Source organism: Agrobacterium genomosp. 13 str. CFBP 6927, from assembly GCA_900012615.1.
In the GTDB taxonomy this organism is placed as follows: domain Bacteria; phylum Pseudomonadota; class Alphaproteobacteria; order Rhizobiales; family Rhizobiaceae; genus Agrobacterium.
This window is the reverse complement of sequence record LT009756.1, coordinates 1,634,476-1,655,941: the sequence shown is the minus strand read 5'-3', so window position 1 is coordinate 1,655,941 and position 21,466 is coordinate 1,634,476. Positions and strand designations below refer to the sequence as shown.

Annotated in this window: 17 protein-coding genes; 15 read left to right on the top strand and 2 right to left on the bottom strand. The window is 60.2% G+C overall.

Annotated features, from left to right (window positions below; genetic code table 11):
- Positions 1–116 precede the first annotated feature (116 nt).
- From popZ to exoR, 5 genes are all read left to right on the top strand, one after another.
- The gene (popZ, locus tag AGR13A_RS08220; protein ID WP_080834662.1) at positions 117–1,076 is read left to right on the top strand and encodes a cell division protein PopZ; all 960 of its coding nucleotides are present in this window, start codon (positions 117–119) and stop codon (positions 1,074–1,076) included.
- Between the two features lie 216 nt (positions 1,077–1,292).
- Positions 1,293–4,136 (top strand): valine--tRNA ligase, encoded by a 2,844-nt coding sequence (locus AGR13A_RS08215; protein WP_080834661.1) that lies wholly within the window; start codon positions 1,293–1,295, stop codon positions 4,134–4,136.
- 618 nt (positions 4,137–4,754) lie between these two features.
- Positions 4,755–6,044, top strand: a complete 1,290-nt coding sequence (locus tag AGR13A_RS08210; protein WP_035223077.1) for an outer membrane protein transport protein — start codon at positions 4,755–4,757, stop codon at positions 6,042–6,044.
- Between the two features lie 268 nt (positions 6,045–6,312).
- Positions 6,313–6,606, top strand: coding sequence for a hypothetical protein (locus AGR13A_RS08205; RefSeq protein ID WP_237681216.1), 294 nt, complete (start codon positions 6,313–6,315; stop codon positions 6,604–6,606).
- A gap of 1 nt (position 6,607) precedes the next feature.
- Positions 6,608–7,402, top strand: a complete 795-nt coding sequence (gene exoR / locus AGR13A_RS08200; RefSeq protein ID WP_035223082.1) for an exopolysaccharide production regulator ExoR — start codon at positions 6,608–6,610, stop codon at positions 7,400–7,402.
- 48 nt (positions 7,403–7,450) lie between these two features.
- Here exoR and xth read toward each other — a convergent pair whose 3' ends face one another.
- Positions 7,451–8,248, bottom strand: a complete 798-nt coding sequence (gene xth, locus AGR13A_RS08195) for an exodeoxyribonuclease III (RefSeq protein WP_080834659.1) — start codon at positions 8,246–8,248, stop codon at positions 7,451–7,453.
- Between the two features lie 97 nt (positions 8,249–8,345).
- On the bottom strand, positions 8,346–8,678 hold the full coding sequence (gene erpA / locus AGR13A_RS08190) for an iron-sulfur cluster insertion protein ErpA (protein WP_080834658.1): 333 nt from the start codon (positions 8,676–8,678) through the stop codon (positions 8,346–8,348).
- A 214-nt stretch (positions 8,679–8,892) separates the two neighbouring features.
- Between erpA and AGR13A_RS08185 the strand changes: the two genes are divergently transcribed.
- The 10 genes from AGR13A_RS08185 to serS all read left to right on the top strand — a co-directional run bounded on the left by AGR13A_RS08185 (position 8,893) and on the right by serS (position 21,260).
- Entirely contained in the window at positions 8,893–10,110 is a 1,218-nt protein-coding gene (locus AGR13A_RS08185) for a deoxyguanosinetriphosphate triphosphohydrolase (RefSeq protein WP_080836686.1), read from the top strand.
- A gap of 76 nt (positions 10,111–10,186) precedes the next feature.
- Positions 10,187–11,944: an arginine--tRNA ligase gene (gene argS / locus AGR13A_RS08180; RefSeq protein WP_080836684.1), complete on the top strand. Its 1,758-nt coding sequence runs from the start codon at positions 10,187–10,189 to the stop codon at positions 11,942–11,944.
- 66 nt (positions 11,945–12,010) lie between these two features.
- On the top strand, positions 12,011–15,076 hold the full coding sequence (locus AGR13A_RS08175) for an SPOR domain-containing protein (protein WP_080834657.1): 3,066 nt from the start codon (positions 12,011–12,013) through the stop codon (positions 15,074–15,076).
- A 239-nt stretch (positions 15,077–15,315) separates the two neighbouring features.
- Entirely contained in the window at positions 15,316–16,332 is a 1,017-nt protein-coding gene (gene nagZ, locus AGR13A_RS08170; RefSeq protein ID WP_080834656.1) for a beta-N-acetylhexosaminidase, read from the top strand.
- A gap of 58 nt (positions 16,333–16,390) precedes the next feature.
- Positions 16,391–17,239 (top strand): segregation and condensation protein A, encoded by an 849-nt coding sequence (locus tag AGR13A_RS08165; protein WP_080834655.1) that lies wholly within the window; start codon positions 16,391–16,393, stop codon positions 17,237–17,239.
- Positions 17,229–17,963 carry an SMC-Scp complex subunit ScpB gene (gene scpB / locus AGR13A_RS08160; protein WP_139786034.1) on the top strand — a complete coding sequence of 245 codons (735 nt, stop codon included), beginning with the start codon at positions 17,229–17,231 and terminating at the stop codon, positions 17,961–17,963. The genes AGR13A_RS08165 and scpB overlap by 11 nt, the downstream gene beginning before the upstream one ends.
- Before the next feature lie 129 nt (positions 17,964–18,092).
- A complete protein-coding gene (locus AGR13A_RS08155) occupies positions 18,093–18,299 on the top strand; it encodes a twin-arginine translocase TatA/TatE family subunit (RefSeq protein WP_080834653.1) in 207 nt (68 codons plus the stop codon).
- A gap of 53 nt (positions 18,300–18,352) precedes the next feature.
- A complete protein-coding gene (gene tatB / locus AGR13A_RS08150; RefSeq protein ID WP_080834651.1) occupies positions 18,353–19,072 on the top strand; it encodes a Sec-independent protein translocase protein TatB in 720 nt (239 codons plus the stop codon).
- Positions 19,069–19,872 carry a twin-arginine translocase subunit TatC gene (tatC, locus tag AGR13A_RS08145; RefSeq protein WP_080834649.1) on the top strand — a complete coding sequence of 268 codons (804 nt, stop codon included), beginning with the start codon at positions 19,069–19,071 and terminating at the stop codon, positions 19,870–19,872. The genes tatB and tatC overlap by 4 nt, the downstream gene beginning before the upstream one ends.
- A gap of 104 nt (positions 19,873–19,976) precedes the next feature.
- Positions 19,977–21,260, top strand: coding sequence for a serine--tRNA ligase (gene serS / locus AGR13A_RS08140; RefSeq protein WP_035223103.1), 1,284 nt, complete (start codon positions 19,977–19,979; stop codon positions 21,258–21,260).
- Positions 21,261–21,466 lie beyond the last annotated feature (206 nt).

The following is a 21,466-nucleotide window of genomic DNA, read 5'->3' as shown; positions in this document are numbered from 1 at the left end:
GCGATCGGGCTCGATTGTCGTGAACGCGATGCAGGAATTGAACAGGTGCGAAGCGCCCTGTCCGGCATCCGAAGCGATGCGGCGGGGACGCTCGAGAGTGGAAACCGGGGATTGATATGGCTCAGCCAAGCGTAGCGCGTGAACCGTCCATGGAAGAAATTCTGGCGTCCATACGCCGGATCATCGAAAGCAACGAGACCGGCCCTGCCGGTGCGTTTTCCGGACAGTTGCCGCCTGTCTATGATGATGAAGACGACGCTGCGAGCGAAGCGGCCTTCGTGGCGGAGCCTGCCAGCCCGCCGGCCCGCGTTCCCCCCGCCGCAAACCAGGCCTATGGCGCAAGGCCGGTGCAGGATTTCTCTCCGGTCTCCGAAAAGCCGGCGCCTGAACAGCAGGACAGCGCTGACAAGACCATGTCGCTTGCCGATGTCGCAGCGCGCGTGCGTGCCGCTGCCGACCGCAACGCCGCCATGGGGCCGCAGGCATTCGCCGCACAGGCACAGCGTGAGCCCGCACAAGCGGCTCCCGCTGCCCAGTCTTCAGGCGTAGCTCAGCCTTCGGCCGCACAGCCGGTTGAACGCGCCGCGCCGCAGCGCCCGACCGATGTGCGCCCGTTGCTGGCAGCCGCTGCCGCAAGCATCAGCGAACAGCCGGCGTCTTTTGCCGCAGAGGATCGCGCCGCCGCTGCCGCCGTCGAAAATGCGCCTTTTGCCGGGAACCGCTTCGATCAGCTGACGCTGCGTGGTGCCATCGAGACGCCTGCCGCCGAGGAGCGCTTCGAGATTTCCGTGCAGGAACCTGCCGTCGAGATGCCGACATTCGATCTGGCCGAGCCTCAGGAAGAGGGCGGGCTGTCGCTCAACCTTATTTCCGCCGCCGCCGGTGCGCAGATCGCGCGCTCCTTCAGCGAGCTTGCGGAGGTTTTTGATGGTGTCGAGCGCCGTTCGATCGAGGACATGGCCGCCGACATGCTGCGTCCGATGCTGCAGGACTGGCTGGAGGACAATCTACCGACCCTGGTGGAGCGTCTCGTGCGTGAGGAAATCGAACGCGTGGCGCGCGGTTCGCGCCGCTAAATCCCCCCGGTCGCCTGTTGCAATGCGACGAGCGTGACGAAACAGAGGCCGCTCCGGCACCGGGGCGGCTTTTTTGTTGAAGATGAAGGCGTTATCGGGTCATAGTCGCAGGTGTAACCTCTCAATGGGTCGCTCGCGGGCTGGTTTCTGTTGACTCTCGACCGTCCATCCTTATTTAAAAAATCCACACAAGAACTCTAAAATTCAGGTCAGGAAATGCTCGAAAAGACCTACGATTCCGCAACCGTCGAACCGAAGATCGCCAAAGCCTGGGACGAGGCGAACGCCTTCCGGGCCGGCGCCAATGCCAAGCCGGGTGCGGAAACCTTCACCATCGTCATCCCGCCGCCAAATGTGACGGGCTCCCTGCATATGGGCCATGCGCTCAACAACACGCTGCAGGATATATTGGTCCGCTTCGAGCGCATGCGCGGCAAGGATGTGCTGTGGCAGCCGGGCATGGACCATGCGGGCATCGCCACGCAGATGGTCGTCGAGCGCAAGCTGATGGAAGCCCAGCTTCCGGGCCGCCGCGACATGGGCCGCGAGGCTTTCGTGGAGAAGGTCTGGGAGTGGAAGGCTGAATCGGGTGGTTTGATCTTTAACCAGCTGAAACGCCTCGGTGCGTCCTGTGACTGGTCGCGCGAGCGCTTCACCATGGACGAGGGTCTTTCCGAGGCCGTTCTCGAGGTTTTCGTCACGCTCTACAAGCAGGGCCTGATCTATAAGGACAAGCGCCTCGTCAACTGGGATCCGAAGCTGCTCACCGCCATTTCCGACATGGAAGTCGAGCAAATCGAGATGAAGGGCAATCTGTGGCACCTGCGCTATCCGCTGGAAAAGGGCGTCACCTATCAATACCCCGTTGCTTTCGACGAAGAAGGCAAACCCACGGAATTCGAGACGCGCGATTACATCGTCGTTGCCACGACGCGCCCGGAAACCATGCTGGGTGATACGGGCGTTGCGGTGAACCCGGAGGACGAGCGCTATAAGGGCATCGTCGGCAAGCACGTCATTCTGCCGATCGTCGGCCGCAAGATCCCGATCGTCGCCGACGATTATGCCGATCCGACGGCAGGAACGGGCGCGGTCAAGATCACGCCTGCGCATGACTTCAACGATTTCGAAGTCGGCAAGCGTTGCGGCCTGCGCGCCATCAACGTCATGAATATCGACGGAACGATTTCGATCAAGGAGAACGAGGATTTCCTCGAAGGCCTCAGTCATCCCGCCGCGCTGCATGGCGCATGGGATCGTCTGGAAGGACAGGATCGTTTCTTCGCCCGCAAGGTTATCGTCGAAATCTTCGAGGAAGCCGGGCTGCTCGACAAGATCGAGCCGCACAAGCACGTGGTGCCGCATGGTGACCGCGGCGGCGTGCCGATCGAGCCGCGCTTGACCGACCAGTGGTGGGTGGACAACAAGACGCTGGCCCAGCCGGCCATTGCCTCGGTGCGCGAAGGCCGCACCAATTTCGTGCCGAAGAACTGGGAAAACACCTACTTCCAGTGGATGGAAAATATCCAGCCCTGGTGCATTTCGCGGCAATTGTGGTGGGGACACCAGATCCCCGCATGGTACGGTCCGGACGGGCAGGTCTTCGTTGAGAAGACCGAGGAAGAGGCGCTTCAGGCGGCCATCCAGCATTACATTGCCCATGAAGGCCCGTGGAAGGCCTGGGTCGAGGAGAAGCTTGAGAACTTCAAGCCGGGCGAAATCCTGACCCGCGACGAAGACGTTCTCGATACCTGGTTCTCGTCGGCGCTCTGGCCGTTCTCGACGCTCGGCTGGCCCGAGCAGACGCCGGAACTGGCGCGTTATTATCCGACCAACGTGCTGGTCACCGGCTTCGATATCATCCCGTTCTGGGTGGTGCGGATGATGCAGATGGGCCTGCATTTCATGAAGGACGACGCCGGCAATCCGGTCGAGCCCTTCAGCACGGTCTATATCCACGCGCTGGTTCGTGACAAGAACGGCCAGAAGATGTCGAAGTCCAAGGGCAACGTCATCGATCCGCTGGAGCTGATCGACGAATATGGTGCGGATGCGCTGCGTTTCACGCTTGCCATCATGGCGGCGCAGGGCCGTGACGTGAAGCTCGATCCGGCGCGTATTGCCGGTTATCGCAACTTCGGAACCAAGCTCTGGAATGCGACCCGTTTTGCCGAGATGAACGGCGTGAAGCGCGATCCGCATTTCCTTGCAGAAACCGCTTCGCTGACCATCAACCGCTGGATCCTGACCGAACTTGCCAATACGGCGCGTGATGTGACGGCGGCGCTTGAAAACTTCCGCTTCAACGATGCCTCCGGCATTCTCTACCGCTTCGTCTGGAACCAGTTCTGCGACTGGTATCTGGAACTGCTGAAGCCCGTCTTCAGCGGCGAAGACGAAAAGGCAAAGTCGGAATCGCAGGCCTGCGCGGCCTATGTTCTGGACGAGATCTACAAGCTTCTGCATCCCTTCATGCCGTTCATGACGGAAGAGCTGTGGGCGCACACGGCGGGTGAGGGCGAGGAGCGGAACGATCTGCTCTGCCTGACCGACTGGCCGGTGCCGGAGTTCCGTGACGATGCCTCGGCTGCGGAAATCAACTGGCTGATCGATCTGGTCTCCGGTATCCGCTCGACACGCGCCGAGATGAATGTGCCGCCGGGTGCCACCGCATCGCTGGTGGTTGTCGGCGCCAACACATCGACAGAGGCGCGGCTCGACCGCCATGCCGCCGCGATCCGGCGTCTGGCGCGGGCGGATGAAATCCGTGGCGCCGATGTTGCGCCGAAGGGTTCCGCGCAGATCATCGTCGGCGAAGCCACGGTCTGCCTGCCGCTTGGCAACCTCGTCGATCTTGGGGCTGAAAAGGCCCGTCTCGAAAAGGCGATCGGCAAGGTGGATGCGGAAATGGAGCGCATCGACAAGAAGCTCTCGAATGAAAAATTCGTGGCCAATGCCGATCCTGAGGTCGTGGCCGCCGAGCGCGAGCGCAAGGCGGAGCTGGACGTTCAGCTGGCAAGCCTCAGAACCGCCCTGCAACGCGTCAGCGAGGCGGGATAAGGCGTGCAGCGTGCCGCCGCATATTGAAAGCGGGCCATGAGGAGGGCAGGCCCATCGTGGATGTCCTCCCCTTGAACACAAGCATATCCCCGGGTTTGGCCCGGGGATAAGGGCCCTCGATCGAAGATGTTCCTCGCCTCACGGGCGAGGACGACAGCGCCAGTATTTTCGACCTTTCATCGACCGTCGGAAACGCCCGCAAGGCCGGGCGTTTTTTGCCGGTTGTGACAATTCATTTCTTTTCATTGCTGCGTTGCACTGGCGAATCGCACTTGCCTGACAGTGCGATTATTTCACCCGGATTGTCGCCGAAAACGCCTGGAAAAGCTGAAAAAAACCAATGAAAACGGCCTGATAAGCGGGTTTGTTCGGGAAACCGCCAACTGTGGTTATTTGGCGACATTTCCCGTTCCGGTTGGGAATTTGTTTCGTTTTGTATCAGTTTTTCCAGCCGGGTTAGAAAAATAGCCTAAAATGATTATATAAGAGGGCATACATAAAAAACTTACGTAAAAAAATGGCTGTGCGGGCAGGATCGCGCCGCGCTGCGGCACATTGTCATTTGCCCGTCAGCACTTCACTCTATCCTCGATCACATTGCCTTGATTGGGGAGAGAGATGGCAAAAACTGCAATTTTTCGCGGCGCGGTATGTTTCGCAGTCAGCATCGCGGCGGTCACGCCTTCACTGGCGGGTGGCCTTGAGCGCGGTGGTTATAATATCGACCTGCTGTTCGACCCGTCCGACTATGTTCTGGATAGTTCCGCTACTTTCGTAGCACCGCAGCGCAAGGTCGAGAATGCGCGTGACAATCCGCTGAAGAGCGGTCCCTTACCTGCCTCGTGGTCTACCAGCGCGGACGATTCGGAGAACTTCTGGTCTACCCGTATCGGCGCCAAAGCAGCGATCGGCGATTTCGGCGACTGCATGTTCGATTATTCGCAGCCCTGGGGTGCGCATCTCAATCCCGGCATCTGGCAGGGATCGAGCTACAATATCGAAACCAAGGTCAAGTCGCACAATTATGCCACCACCTGCCGCGTGAAGTTCGATCTTGGCAAGGGTGACTTCTCGATCATTGGCGGTGGATTCTATCAGGAAATCAGCGGTTATAAATACCGTCAAGTGCTTGGACCGGCCGTTCTTGGCTTGAACCCCGCATGGTCCAGCTTCAGCGGTGTCGGCAAACTGGAGATGGAAGGTGATGGCTGGGGCTGGCGTGCTGGCGTGGCCTATGAAATTCCTGAAATCGCTTTCCGCACAAGCCTTGTTTACAACAGCGCTGTCGATCACGACCTGACTGGTTTTGCCGACGTTAGATCGATCCCGCAGACACCGCCGTCCATATCTCCAACGTTGGCGAAGTATGGCGGCAAGCTCGTACCGGTCTATGGATCTATTTCTATGCCCGACAGCATCGAGCTCAAATTCCAATCAGGCATTGCACCTGACTGGCTTGCCTTTGGCTCGGTAAAATGGACTGATTGGAGTCAGATTCAGGTTATTCCCTTCTGCGCCGTCGGCACATCGCCGTGTGTTCCGAGCGGGACAGACACGTTGAACACGCTTGACCTGTATTATCGCGATGGCTGGACTATCTCTGGCGGTGTCGGCCATAAGTTTAACGAACAATGGAGCGGCGCTGTCAGCGTGACTTGGGATCGCGGGACGTCCACGATTATCGGCACGCAGACCGACACCTGGACTCTCGGCACGCAGATCGTTTATTCGCCTAACAAGAATATCGAATTCAAGATTGCCGGTGCTCTTGGCCTGTTGACCTCGGGAAGCTCCTCGATCAACGGCGGACCCTGCGGGGCAGGCTTCACGTGCGGCAACGAGGCTGGCTATGACTTCGGCAACGATCTTGTGGCCGCCATTTCGACGGGTGTGAAGGTCAAGTTCTGACGCCATACTTCCATTGATGCTAAAATAAAGGTCCGGTTTACCAACCGGGCCTTTTTTCATGCCCGACTATGATTCCTTCTCGATAAAATCTTCCAGGCCGAAAGTTTTGTGACGATTTGGCAACACTTTTCTGCAAGCGTGGAGCCGCGTTGGAATGTGGGCATATCTGTCCATTTCCCGCCACAAACAGGGTGCTTGGCTTATGTTTATGGGCGCGGGAATGGAAGAACATGCAGGCGTTTGATGTGGGCCTGCGGAATTGCAGAAAGTGAAAACGGATTTGGATTCAGGGTTTAAGCAAGTAATACGGGAATTTGGTCCGGCTTTCTTGTTTGACGTTGACCGGCAGGCGGTGAAACGCCGTTATATTGCCGGAAATTATGCCTATATCTGTCTCACTGAAAATTTTGAGCAATTGCCGCATGAAACCACCGGCGGTGCGCTGGAAAGTGCTGCCGGAAAGACGCAGTGTGTTCGAAAAATCGCGACCCGGCGGGGTTCGGCTTTGCAGTATTCCGCAAGTATTGGCTATATGCCGGGAAGAGTGAGAGAAGTTCGCTGAAATGCTGAAATGTGAAGCCAACGTTTTAAAGCCGCTCCTTATGGGCATGTTGCTTGCGTCGCTCGCAATGCCTGCCGCGGCTTTTGACATCAATGCGGGCGTGACCAAGGAATCCGGCCCCTTCGATCTGTTCAAGTTCGGTTTCAAGGCCTACAAGAACGGCAACAAGGGTGAAGCTGTCGAGGCCTATCGCTACGCGGCTGAAAAGGGCCATACAGGCTCGCGCTGGGCGCTTGCCAATATGTACGCCTTCGGCGACGGCGTCGCCAAGAACGACTTCGAAGCTTTCAAGATTTACAGCGAAATCGCCAATCAGGGCGTCGAGCCGGGTTCGGAAGATACCGGTTTCTTCGTCAACGCGCTTCTTTCCCTTGCCGATTATTACCGCCACGGTATTCCCGGAAGCCCGGTGAAGATGGACCTGTCGCAGGCCCGCCAGCTTTATTTCCAGGTGGCTTCCACCTTTGGTGTGGCCGAAGCGCAGTTCCGGCTGGCGGAGATGATCCTTGCCGGCGAGGGTGGCCGGGCCGACGTGCAGCAGGCCAAGAAGTGGCTTAACCAGGCGCGCAAGCACGGTCATGCCGGCGCCATGTCGATTTTCGGCAATCTGCTCTTCCAGGAAGGCCAGACGACGCAAGGACTGGCCTTCATGACGGCCGCGCTGGACAAATGCACGGCGGTGGATTGCACCTGGATCCAGAGCCTTCAGGAACAGGCGTTTTCGCTCTCTGGTGAAAACGATCGCCGCGCGGCCATCGCAATGGCGCAGAACATGCGGATCGACGATCCGGATTGAATTGATGTCGCCCGCGGCTGAGGCTTCAGCCGCCTTGGTGAGAGCCGGTCAGCCGACCGGTCTGAAATCGAAGTAACCGCAGACCGGTACGTGGTCGGACGGTTTTTCCCAAGCCCGCACATGTTTTTCGATGTTGACCGATTGCAGTCGGTCCGCCGCTTCCGACGAAAGCATCAGGTGATCGATGCGGATGCCGTTGTTTTTCGGCCATGCGCCGGCCTGATAATCCCAGAAGGAATAAAGTCCGGGCTCATCCGTCGTTGCGCGCGCGGCATCGGTAAAGCCGAGATTTTCCAGCTTGCGGAAGGCCGAACGGGTCTGCGGCAGGAACAGGGCGTCACCTTCCCACACGCGTGGGTCGTGGCAATCGAAGGGTTCGGGGATGACGTTGTAGTCACCGGCCAGAATGAGCGGCTCCTCCAGCGCGAGGCGGTCTTCGGCAAAGCGGCGCAGCCGTTCCATCCAGGCAAGCTTGTAGGGATATTTGACCGGATCATCCGGCGGATTGCCGTTCGGCAGGTAAAGCGAGCAGACCCGGATCGCGCCGCCATCGACGGAAAACACGCCCTCGATGAAACGCGCCTGTTCGTCGGCATCGTCTCCCGGCAGGCCGCGATTGATCTCGTCCGGCTTCATCTTCGAGAGCAGGGCGACGCCGTTGAAGCCCTTCTGACCATGTGTCTCGACATGATAGCCGAGAGCCTCGATCTCAAGGCGGGGAAAGCCCTCATCGACGGATTTGATTTCCTGAAGGCAGACAATGTCAGGCGATGAATCCTTCAGCCACTGGCAGAGGTTTTCGATACGCGCCTTGACGCCATTGATGTTCCAGGTGGCAATCTTCATCGGAGTTTCCCTTTTGTGGGGGTACTTTTACCCGATGCAAAAGCGATTGCCACCGTTTTTGGAAACGGCTGGTGAGGATGTGGTGGATAGAATGGCGTCAGATCGAGAAGCTGGTGCCGCAGCCGCAGCTTGCGACCGCATTCGGGTTCTTGATCTGGAAGGACTGGCCGAGCAGGTTGTCGACGAAGTCGATTTCGGAGCCGGCCATGTAGATGACCGACATGCTGTCGATCAGCACTCTGGCGTCGCCGCGCGCAATCACGATGTCGTCATCGGCGGGGTCTTCCGCCAGATCGAACTTGTAGGAGAAGCCCGAGCAGCCGCCGCCTTCCACCGAAACGCGCAGTGCCTGTTTGCCTGCATCCGCTGCGACGATCTGGGCGATTCGCTTCGCTGCGGCTTCCGAAAGTGTAATGTCGCTGTTTTCCATGTCGTTCCTCGTGCCGGGGTCAAGAACCGGAGAGCAATAATCTCATTGTCACTATTATAAACCGGTCAAATTAACGGTCTATAGCCTGTGTGAAGGCGCCTGCGCCGCGATGATGCTTTGCGCTGACCTCTTCGATAGGTATGAAGGGTGAATGAAAAGGTCAATGGCCAAGGCGAAAAGGACGTCGCGGCCAGAGAAGACAACAGGTGGATATATGATCATAGACCAGCGCGCATTGGGTTTCGGAAGTGGCGAGAGAGCGGTTTTCGCCTCCGATCCGTGGACCACGCGCGGGCGTCTTTTTGCCGAAGAGGGTAGCCTGACACGGTCGGAATTCCAGCGCGACCGGGACCGCATCGTCCACACGACAGCCTTCCGCCGCCTGAAGCACAAGACGCAGGTGTTCATCAGCCCCGACGGTGACCATTATCGCACGCGCCTCACCCACACCATCGAGGTGGCGCAGATCGCCCGGGCGCTCGCCCGCGCGCTTAAGCTCGACGAGGACCTGGCCGAGGGCGTGGCGCTGGTGCATGATTTCGGCCACACGCCTTTCGGCCATACCGGCGAGGATGCACTGGACGCGGTGCTGTTGCCCTATGGCGGCTTCGATCACAATGCCCAGTCGCTGCGCATCGTCACCAAGCTGGAGCGCCGCTACGCCGAGTATGACGGCATCAACCTGACCTGGGAGACGCTCGAAGGGCTGGTCAAGCACAATGGCCCGCTGGTGAATGCCAGGGGCGAGGGGATCAAGGGGCCGGTTCCGCTGCCGATCCTCGAATATTGCGAGCTGCAGGATCTGGAAATCGGCAGCTATGCCAGCCTCGAGGCGCAGGTGGCGGCGATTGCCGATGACATCGCCTATAATACCCATGACATCGATGACGGTTTGCGCGCCGGTTATCTCACCTTCGAGATGCTCGAGGAGGTGCCGTTCCTCAGCGGCCTGATGGCGCAGGTACGGGCGAAATATCCCGTACTCGACAAGGAGCGTTTCGCCAATGAGATCATGCGCCGGCAGATCACCCATATGGTGGAGGATGTGATCGGGGTTGCGCAGCAGAATCTGGTCCGTCTGAAGCCGAAGAGTGCGGCGGATATCCGTGCTGCCGATTTCACCGTTGCGACCTTCTCGCCGGAAATGGCCGAGACCGACCGGCAGATCAAGAAGCTGCTGTTCGGCCATATCTACCGCCACCCGGAGATCATGCGCATCCGCGCCGGCGCGACACAGATCGTCACCGATCTTTTCCACCGTTATATGGAAACGCCGGCGGAGATGCAGAGCCACTACTGGGTGGACAGCATTTCCGGCATGAGCGTGGCCGCAAAGGCCCGGCACGTGGGCGATTATCTGGCGGGTATGACGGATAGTTATGCACTGCGCGCCCACCAGCGGCTGTTTGACCGCACCCCCGATTTGCGATAGGGCAGCGGGCGATCGCGAAGCCAACCCGGTTATGATGGCCGGACATAAACAGAAGCCCTTCGCGCAGGTTGGAACGATGAACATTTTTGCCGATTTCGATACCAGGATCAAAAACGCGCTCGAAACCCTCGATCTCGTGAAAGAGAACCGCGAAAAGGTCGATTTCAGTCGAATTACCGTCGAATCCCCGCGCGATCTCAGCCATGGCGATGTCGCAACCAATGCGGCGATGGTGCTGGCGAAGCCGCTCGGCACCAATCCGCGCGCGCTTGCCGAACTCATCGTGCCCGCCCTTCAGGCGGATGGCGATGTCGACAGCGTCAATGTTGCCGGTCCCGGTTTCATCAATCTCAAGGTCTCCGTCGGTTACTGGCAGCGTCTTCTCGCCGACATGATCGGGCAGGGCGTCGATTTCGGCCGCTCGACCATCGGTGCGGGCCAGAAGATCAACGTCGAATATGTCTCCGCCAATCCGACCGGCCCGATGCATGTCGGCCATTGCCGTGGCGCCGTGGTGGGCGACACGCTGGCGAACCTGCTTGCTTTTGCGGGTTATGGCGTCACCAAGGAATATTACATCAACGATGCCGGTTCGCAGATCGACGTGCTGGCCCGTTCGGTGTTCCTGCGTTACCGCGAGGCGCTTGGCGAAGACATCGGCGCCATTCCATCGGGCTTCTACCCCGGCGATTACCTCGTTCCCGTTGGCCAGGCGCTGGCGGATGAATATGGCATCAAGCTGCGCGCCATGCCCGAGGAAAAGTGGATGCCGATCGTCAAGGACAAGGCGATCGCTGCGATGATGGCGATGATACGCGAGGATCTTGAGACGCTGAACGTCAAGCATGACGTGTTCTTCTCGGAGCGCACGCTGCATGAGGGCAATGGCGGGCCGATCCTTTCGGCCATCAATGATCTGACCTTCAAGGGCCATGTCTACAAGGGCACCCTGCCGCCGCCGAAGGGCGAATTGCCGGAAGACTGGGAAGACCGCGAGCAGACGCTGTTCCGCTCCACGGAAGTGGGCGACGACATGGACCGCGCGCTGATGAAGTCGGACGGTTCCTACACCTACTTCGCCGCCGATGTCGCTTATTTCAAGAACAAGTTCGACCGTGGTTTCTCCGAGATGATCTATGTGCTCGGCGCTGACCATGGCGGCTACGTGAAGCGGCTGGAAGCGGTTGCGCGCGCTGTCTCCGAAGGCAAGTCGAAACTGACGGTGCTCCTGTGCCAGCTCGTCAAGCTCTACCGCGACGGCGAGCCGGTGAAGATGTCGAAGCGCTCCGGCGACTTCGTGACACTGCGCGATGTTGTGGACGAAGTGGGTCGCGATCCGGTGCGATTCATGATGCTTTATCGGAAGAATTCCGAGCCGCTGGACTTCGATTTCGCAAAAGTGACCGAACAATCGAAGGATAATCCGGTCTTTTACGTGCAATATGCCCATGCCCGGTCGATGTCGATCTTCCGGCAGGCGCAGGAGGCGTTTCCGGGGCTTTCTCCTTCGGCTGAGGAGATGGCGGCATCTGTCTCTTTGATTAGCGATATCAATGAGTTGCAACTGGTTGCAAAGCTTGCTGAATATCCGCGCCTGATCGAATCTGCGGCCCTTTCGCATGAGCCGCACCGGCTTGCTTTTTACCTCTATGATCTCGCCAGTTCCTTCCATGGACACTGGAACAAGGGTAAAGACCATCAGGAATTACGTTTTATTAACGATAAAAACCGAGAATTGAGCATTGCCAGACTTGGGCTGGTGAATGCTGTCGCGAATGTTTTGAAGTCTGGCCTGGCTCTTTTAGGAGCGGACGCGCCTGACGAGATGCGATAACATATCACCATTATTTGCTCACAATACGCTGGCAAGAGCTGCAATGCGTAGATGGTGGAACACGTAATGGTCGAAAAAAATGTCGCGTATAACCGGGACGCCCGGTCCGAAGGGTTCGCTGACAACGATCCTCTGGCAGAACTGGCGCGTATCGTCGGCTTCGAAGATCGTCCTTCGCATGCGAGTTCCGAGGCTGCGCCATCGGTGACCCGCCGCGAACCCGAATTCAATCTCGAAGATGAGCTTCTGAGGGAATTCGAGGTTTACGACGCACCGCACGCCGATCCGGTCGTTCTTGATCCGGCAAACGATGTCCGTGCGGGCATCCACCCCAACGACTTCATGCAGCGTGTCGAGCAGGTTTTCGCCCGCCGCGAGCCGGAACTCTCCCCCGTGGCCGAGCCGCAGGTCGAGGCCCGGTATGCGCCGGAGCCGACGCCGGCCTATGAGGTGGCGCCCGAGTTCACGGAAGAGCCGCTTCCGGAAGTCGACAACGCCTATATTCACAATTACGTGGAAACGTCGACACAGGACATTCGCGCGGATTTCCGCGACGATGCCGGTGCGGTCGCCGAAGTTTTCGACGTGCATTCGCGCCAGCCGCGTGCTGCCGAGCCGGTGGTTTACCAGCAGGCCGCCCAACAACTGGCATGGGAAGAGCCGCAGGCCATCGAGCCCGCCCAGCCCGAATGGCACGCCATGCCGGAACTTCCGGCCGATGTTTCCAGCAACATTCCGTCTTCGCATGGTTACACGCCGGAGCCGCAGGCCTTCGATCTTGCCGATGAGGTGGAGATCGCGGTTGCCGAGGAAGCGCCTGCACCCGTTTCCGTGCGCCCGCCTTCGCATGGCGGCCGTTCTTCGCTGGAATTTTCCAGCCTGCGCCTGCCGCTTGCCAATTTCGGGGCGCGTCGCGATGTTTCGGCGGTCGATCCGCGACGGGTCGAGCCGAGGTCCGAACAGCAGCCGGCAGCCCGGATCGCGCCGCAGATCGAACCTGCACCGGCGCCCGTCGTCATTCAGGCGGAAGAGACTGCGCCTGCCTTTACGCCTCTGCCTGCTGAAACCTTCACGCCTGCTGCGCAGCCGGTCACATCTCCTGTTGTTCAGACGTCCGTTGCGGCCGATCTGTCGCCGATGGACGAGCTGATCTACGACGTTGCGAAATATTCCATTCCCGGCCGTGGTGAAGAACCCGTCGTCCAGTCTGCGCCCGTCGTTCAGGCCGCACCTGTCGCTCAGGTTGCGAAGGTGGAGCCGCCAGTTGCCGCGATACCGGTACGGGCAGCCCCGGTTGCCCCTGCAACATCTGCGGCTCCCGTTCAGGAACCGGATTTCAGCGATTTTGCGGGCTTCAACGACGATGATTTTGAGCTTGCGCTCGACGATCTCGATCTTGATCTCGACCTTTCCGAAATTGCCGAAGCCGAGGTCGCACCTGCGCCCGTGCCGCAACCCGTTCGCCAGCAGCCGGTTGCGCCTGTGGTCGCTGCCGCTGCACCCCAGCCGGTAAGGGAGCAGCCCACGCCCCAGCCGCGCGTCGCGCCGGTATCCGCGCCGATTGCCGCAGCCGCGCCCGTTCAGCCGCGTCCCGCCGCCGCTGCGCCGCAGCCGGTTGCGCCGCAGACACTGGAGAGCCTGCCTTTCGATCCTTCGCAGATCGGCGAGACGGAAGAACATCCGGAAACCATTGTGGAGATGGATGTGCCGGAATTGCCGGTCGGGGTTTTCGAACCCAAGCCGGTTGCCCGCCGTCACGAAGAAGATCTCGACATCGACACCGAACTTGCGACGCTGTTTGCGCCTGCGGTCGCCGGCGGTCTTGATCGTCACAAACATGCGGAAAACCGCGCAGCCGCCCCGCAGGCGCGTGCCGCCGTTCAGGCTCCGGAAGAAGCCGACGAATTCGAACGGGCGCTGGAAGAGGACTTCCGTCGCTCCATGCAGGAGGCTGCAGCTTCCCGCGGCAACGCACGGGATGCCGAGAACACCTATGTCGATCATCAGGCCGCTTATCGCGATGAGGATGAGCGCGGCGGTCGCCGCTGGATCATGCCGGTTGCAGCCGCAATCGGTCTGGTGCTTGTCGGCGGCGGTGTCTACGCGCTGATATCAGGCGGTTCGTCCAGCACCGGCTCCAATGGCGCGCCGGTCATCATTTCCGCCGATAATGATCCGATGAAGGTCGTGCCGGAAAATCCGGGCGGTCGCGTCGTGCCCAACCAGGACAAGGCGGTGTATGACCGCGTGGCCGGCGGCAGTGCTGCCGATCCGAAGCAGCCCGCCCTGATTTCCAGCAGCGAGCAGCCGGTCGATGTGGTTCAGCGCACGCTGATCCCCGAACAATTGCCGCTGGAAGGTGAAAACGACGGGGATATGGAAACCGCAACCGGTACGCCGGTTGGTGAAACTGAAGACCCGCGCCTGCTTTCGCCGGAAGAAAAGGCCGCGCACAACGAAGGTGCCGGTGCAACCGGTGTTTCGCCGCGCAAGGTCCGCACGATGATCGTCAAGCCGGATGGCACGCTGGTCGCCCAGGAAGTCGATGCACCGGCAGCCCAGCCGCCGAAGGCCGACAAGGTCGCGGAGCTTGCCGCGCCCCAGACCGCCAAGCCGGGTGAGGGCGCTCCTGCCGTCATCGCCGCTTCGCGTGTTCCGGTCGCGCCGGAGCAGGCTGCGCAGCCTCAGGCCAATACGCCTGCCGCACCGGCCTCGCAGACGGCGGCGCCGCTTCCTGCAGCGCGTCCGTCCTCGCAGCCTTCCAATGTCGTGGCAACCGTCACCAATCAGGGTAATGTCCGTCCCGCCGCTACCGCTCCGGCTCAGCCGCCGGCTGCGCAGCAGCAGACAGCCGCCGCGACGCCGGCCGCGACAAACACCCCTTCGGCCGGTGGTTATTACATCCAGATCGCGTCCCTGCCGAGCCAGGCGGAGGCCCAGAAGTCCTACCAGAGCATGTCGGCCAAGTTCGGCTCGGTCATCGGTGGGCGTGGCGTCGACATCAAGGCCGCCGAAATCGCCGGCAAGGGCACGTTCTACCGCGTCCGCATCCCGGCCGGTGACAAGAACGAAGCCGTGGCGCTGTGCGAAAAGTTCCGCTCGGCCGGCGGCAGCTGCCTGGTGGCACGCTGATAGCGGCTGATCCGGCGTAGAAGATTGGGGCTGCCGCGTGGGCAGCCCTTGGCATATTCGGACCTTCCGGCAAACTCTACGTCATCCTCGGGCTTGACCCGAGGATTCACGGCCGCCGAAATGGATCCTCGGGTCAAGCCCGAGGATGACGCGGAGAAATTAACCGCACCTCTCCGCAGTCTCGATGGCTAAAGGCCATTCTTCCCTTACCCCTTTTGTTCTCAGACAGGCGTGACACCATGACCGATTGCAAAGCTATGATCCTCGGATGCAGCGGGCTTTCGCTGACTGCCGACGAGATTGCCCTTTACCGCGATGAGCAGCCTTGGGGCTTCATCCTGTTCGGGCGCAATATCGGCGAGCCGCAGCAGATCACCGATCTCGTCGCCGCCATGCGCGATGCCGTCGGGCGGCCGGACGCTCCGGTTCTGATCGATCAGGAGGGCGGTCGCGTACAGCGCATCAAGCCGCCGATCCTGCAGGCCTATCCGAATGCGCGCATTCTCGGTGAGATTTACGAGCGCGATCGTGAACAGGGTCTGCGCGCCGCCTGGCTGATGTCGCGCCTGCATGCCTTCGACCTCATGAAATTCGGCATCAATGTCGACTGCCTGCCGGTACTCGATGTGCCGGTGGAAGGTGCAAGCAACGTCATCGGCAACCGCGCCTATGGCTACTCGCCGACCATGGTGGCCGAGATGGGGCAGGCGGCGGCCGACGGGCTGAAGGCGGGCGGCATGCTGCCTGTCATGAAACATATGCCGGGCCATGGCCGTGGCATGGTGGATTCGCACCATGAACTGCCTGTTGTCGATGTGCCGCTCGATGAACTGGATGCCCATGATTTCGTACCGTTCCGGGCGCTGAACCGCGAGCTGATGGCGATGAGCGCCCATCTGGTCTTCAACGCCGTCGACCGCGAGAGACCGGCAACGACCTCGCCGAAGGTGATCGAAGAGATCATTCGCGGTCGCATCGGCTTTGACGGGTTGCTGATGTCCGACGACAGTTCCATGAATGCGCTGAAGGGCACGCTTGGCGAACGGGCTGCGAATATTGTTGCTGGTGGCTGCGATATAGTCTTGCATTGCAACGGCGTGATGGGTGAAATGCTTGAGGTCGTGAAGGAGGTTCCCGTTCTTTCCGGCCGTTCGCTGCAGCGGGTGCGGGCCGTGGAAGCGGGTTTCCCCGTTGCGGACGCTTCCGACGAAGCGGAACTGAGAGCCGAATTCAACGCCATGTGGGCCGTTTCCTGACAGTTGGGCGGCGGCCCGTTAATCGGGACGACAGGCCGGACGCCCGGCGGATGGAACAATGGCAGCAGACAAGTCTCGCAATTCAACACCGATGGACAAGCTCTGGCAGGATGTGACGCCGGAGCGGCTGACGGGTGAGGCCGGGCTGGTCATCGATGTCGCGGGTTTCGAAGGCCCGCTCGATCTGCTACTGCATCTTGCCCGCACGCAGAAGGTCGATCTGTCGCGCATTTCGGTGCTGGCGCTTGCCGAACAATATCTGCAATTCGTGGAAAGCGCGCGCCGCGTGCGCATCGAGCTTGCGGCCGATTATCTCGTCATGGCGGCTTGGCTCGCCTTTCTCAAATCCAAGCTGCTCATTCCGCAGCAATCCAAGGATGACGGCCCCTCGGGCGAGGAAATGGCCGCGACGCTGGCCTTCCGGCTGAAACGTCTGGAAGCGATGCGCGAGGCGGCGGAACGCCTCGTCAACCGCGCCCAGCTCGGCCGTGATGTTTTCGCCCGCGGCGCGCCGGAGCATATTCCGCATATCAACCGCTCCGCTTACGAGGCAAATCTCTACGATCTCCTGAGCGCCTACGCCAATCTGCGGCAAAGGCAGGCCATCACCCAGGTCACGATTGAAAAACGGCAGGTCTGGTCGCTGGTGGAGGCGCGGGAGCTCTTGACCAATCTGCTCGGCGATGTCGGTGAATGGACCGTGCTCGATCACTATCTGCTGCAATATGTGCCCGACCCCGCCATGCGGGTGACCGCGATTGCCAGCGCGTTTGCCGCCTCGCTGGAACTGGTGCGCGAGGGGTCGCTGCAAATTCGTCAGGAGGGCGCCTTCCAGCCCATCTATATGCGCAGGAGCGAGAGAGACGATCGCGCCGTGAATGCCGAAAGGACTGATAATGACGAATGACGACGAGACCGGCGAAGCGGCGATCGTGACAGATGGGGTGGGATTCGAACCCACGGTATTTTCCGAACGGCAGCTGAAGGAAGCGGAGCGGATCACCGAGGCCTTGGTCTTTGCCTCGGCCGAGCCGGTTTCGGTGGGGTTCATTGCCGAGCGCCTGCCACGCGGCATGGATGTCGCAGCCATTCTGCACCGGCTCAAGGCCGCTTATGGTGAGCGGGGCGTCAATCTCGTGCAGGTCGGCGGGCAATGGGCTTTTCGCACGGCGGGCGATCTTTCCTTCGTCATCCGCACGGAGGAGAAGGAGCCGAAGAAGCTGTCGCGCGCGGCGCTGGAAGTTCTGGCGATTATCGCCTATCATCAACCGGTGACACGCGCCGAAATCGAGGAAATTCGCGGCGTGCAGACCTCGCGCGGCACGCTTGATGTGCTGATGGAAGCGGGCTGGGTGCGTTTCAGGGGCCGCAGGCGTACGCCTGGCAGGCCGGTGACGATCGGCACCACGGTGGAGTTTCTCGATCATTTCGGCCTTGAGGAATTGCGCGACCTGCCGGGGCTTGAAGAGCTGAAGGGGGCAGGGCTGCTTTCTGGCCGAATTCCATCCAATTTCGGCGTGCCCCTGCCGATGATGAGCGATGAATTGCGTGAGGACGAAGACCCGATCACGCAGCTTGATCTGGAAGAACTGGGCCTGCTTGCGCCCGGCGGCGGCGATGGCGATGAATGATTGACCGTCTCGCTGGCGACAAGACGCAAAAACTTTATGTTCACTCCCCGTTGAAGCGACAATTTGTTGTTTGAAAAAGCCTTTCAAACATCTTACATCGTCTGAAAGCGAAATTCAGGAGTTTCAGTTATGGGTTCTTTTAGTGTGTGGCATTGGCTCATCGTTCTGGTGATCGTTCTCGTCCTTTTCGGACGTGGCAAGATTCCGGAATTGATGGGTGATGTTGCGAAGGGCATCAAGAGCTTCAAGAAGGGCATGTCCGACGAAGACCAGACGCCGCCGCCGGCCGATGCCAATGCGAAGACTGTCGACCACAAGGCTGACGAGATCAAGTAAGCGGCCTGTGCCGCTTGTTTTGAGACCGGCGCTAGGGTCTCGGGAGCGTATTGATGTTTGATATCGGCTGGAGCGAGCTTCTGGTGATTGCGGTCGTGCTGATCGTGGTCGTCGGACCGAAAGACTTGCCGCCCATGATCCGCGCCTTCGGTAAAACGATGGCCGGCCTTCGCAAGATGGCGGGGGAATTCCGCACGCAGTTCGATGAGGCCTTGAAAGAGGCGGATATGGACGATGTGCGGCAGACGATCTCGGATGTCCGCAATCTTAATCCGACCAATTCGCTGCGCGACGCGATGAACCCACTTCGCCAGCTCGGAAACGAGATCAAGTCCGATCTCCAGAAGGCGACGGCTGCACCTGATTCCCTGTCTTCGACAGCAGCACCGGCGACGAGCGAGCCGGTTGCGCCGCTGGTCAGCGTGCCCGAGCCCGAGATGAAGCTTCCGGATGCGCCGCCTGTCGTCGCCTCTGCACCTACGGCATCCGCGCCGGTTGCCGCAGTTGCGGCAGCGGAAGAAAAGCCGAAACGCACGCGTGCGAAATCGGTTGCGACCGTTGAAGCCGAGGCGGTGGCCGCCAAGCCGAAACGCACCGTGCGCAGCAAGGCTGTCGAAGCGCCTGAAGAATCTGCTGTTTCGAAGCCTGCCGTGAAGGCCGTCGTCAAGAAGGCTGCCGTCAAGAAAACGGCGGCGGAGAAGGCGGTGGCGGAAGCCAAGCCGGCCAAACCGGCAAGAACAAAGGCTGCAAAGCCCAAAAAGGATGAAGCATGAGCGGGGACATCGAGGATAAGCCGCAGCCGCTGATCGAGCATCTCATGGAGTTGCGCACGCGGCTGATCTGGGCGCTCGGCGCATTCTTCATCGCCTTCATCGGCTGTTTCGCCGTTGCCAAACATCTCTTCAACCTGCTCGTCATTCCTTATAAGTGGGCGGTTATCTGGGCCGGGCTGGATGTGACGAAATCGTCGCTGATCTATACAGCGCCGCAGGAATTCTTCTTCACGCAGATCAAGGTCGCGATGTTCGGCGCGATGGTGATCTCCTTTCCGGTAATCGCCTCGCAGCTCTACAAGTTTGTGGCGCCCGGTCTCTACAAGAATGAGCGCGCCGCCTTCCTGCCGTTTCTGATCGCGTCGCCGATCCTTTTCCTCATCGGTGCGGCGCTCGTCTATTTCTTCTTCACGCCCATGGTCATGTGGTTCTTCCTCGCCATGCAGCAATTGCCTGAGGATGGCGAGGTGGCGATTTCGCTGATGCCGAAGGTGTCGGAATATCTCAGCCTCATCATGACGCTGGTTCTGTCCTTCGGTCTGGTGTTCCAGCTGCCGGTGGTTACCACACTTCTGGCCCGCGTCGGGCTTCTGACCAGCGACTGGCTGCGCGAGAAGCGCAAGTTCGCCATCGTCATGGCCTTCGTGGTCGCGGCCGTGCTGACGCCGCCCGATCCGATGTCCCAGATCGGTCTTGCGCTGCCTGCGATCATTCTCTACGAGATTTCCATCTACATGGCTCGACTCGTGGAGAGGAAACGTGCGGCGGAATCCAAAAGCACGGAGCTGGAAGAGACCTGACGCTTCGCCACGGTCTTCCCGCTCATTTAATTTCCTCGCGCCGGGCCCTTCGCCCGGCGTTTTGCTGATAAAACACGGGCGGCCAACAACAGTCTGGAACGACGATGCACGACATTAAATGGATACGCGAAAACCCCGAAGCCTTTGATGCGGCTCTTGCACGGCGCGGCGCCGAACCTGCCGCCAGCGGCCTGATCGCTCTCGATGAAAAGCGCCGTTCCGTCATCCAGTCCCTGCAGGACATGCAGTCCCGCCGCAATGCCGCCTCCAAGGAAATCGGCGCCGCCATGGCGCAGAAGAACATGGAGCTTGCGGAAAAGCTCAAGGCCGAAGTCGCCGACATCAAGGAAAACATGCCGCGCGCCGAGGAGGAGGACCGAAAGGTCACCGCCGAGCTGAACGACGCCCTGTCGCGCCTGCCGAACATGCCCTTCGACGATGTGCCTGATGGCAAGGACGAACACGATAATGTGGTGGCCCGCGTGGTCGGCCAGAAGCCCGGCTGGAACCATGAGGCCAAGGAGCATTTCGAGATTGGCGAGGCGCTCGGCTACATGGATTTCGAGCGTGCGGCCAAGCTTTCCGGCTCGCGCTTCACCGTTTTGACCAGCCAGCTGGCGCGTCTGGAACGGGCGCTCGGCCAGTTCATGATCGATCTGCACACCTCGGAACATGGCTATACGGAAGTCTCCTCGCCGCTGATGGTGCGTGACGAGGCGATGTTCGGGACGGGGCAATTGCCGAAATTCTCCGAGGACCTGTTCAAGACTACCGATGGCCGCTGGCTGATTCCGACGGCGGAAGTGACGCTGACCAACCTCGTGTCAGGTGAAATCCTCGAGCAGGAGAAACTGCCGCTGCGCTTCACCGCGCTTACCCCGTCCTTCCGTTCGGAAGCGGGCTCCGCCGGCCGCGATACGCGCGGCATGCTGCGCCAGCACCAGTTCTGGAAGTGCGAGCTTGTCTCCATTACCGATGCGGAAAGTGCTGTCGCCGAGCATGAGCGCATGACGGCCTGCGCCGAAGAGGTGCTGAAGCGTCTCGGCCTGCATTTCCGCACCATGACGCTGTGCACGGGTGACATGGGCTTTGGCGCGCGCAAGACGTATGATCTGGAAGTCTGGCTGCCCGGCCAGAACACCTATCGCGAAATCTCGTCCTGCTCGGTCTGCGGCGATTTCCAGGCGCGGCGCATGAATGCCCGTTATCGCGGCAAGGACGACAAGGCCACGAAGTTCGTGCACACGCTGAACGGCTCCGGCACGGCTGTCGGCCGCTGCCTGATAGCGGTTCTCGAAAATTATCTCAATGAGGACGGTTCCGTCACAATTCCAGAGGTGCTGCTGCCCTATATGGGCGGTCTGACGCGCATCGAGAAGGCAGCCTGATTGTCAGGCTCCTGAAGACGCCTCTGTCATTCCGGCCTTGAGCCGGAATCCAGCCAGCCCAAGTCCTTGGGCTGAAGAGGTTTTTCCCGCCGCGCAGACGCGCGTCGGCTGGATGCCGGATCAAGTCCGGCATGACGGTCATGGGAATGCGTCCATGAGAGACAATATCAGTCCTTTCCCAAGGGCGTAGCAGTGGAGAGATGAAC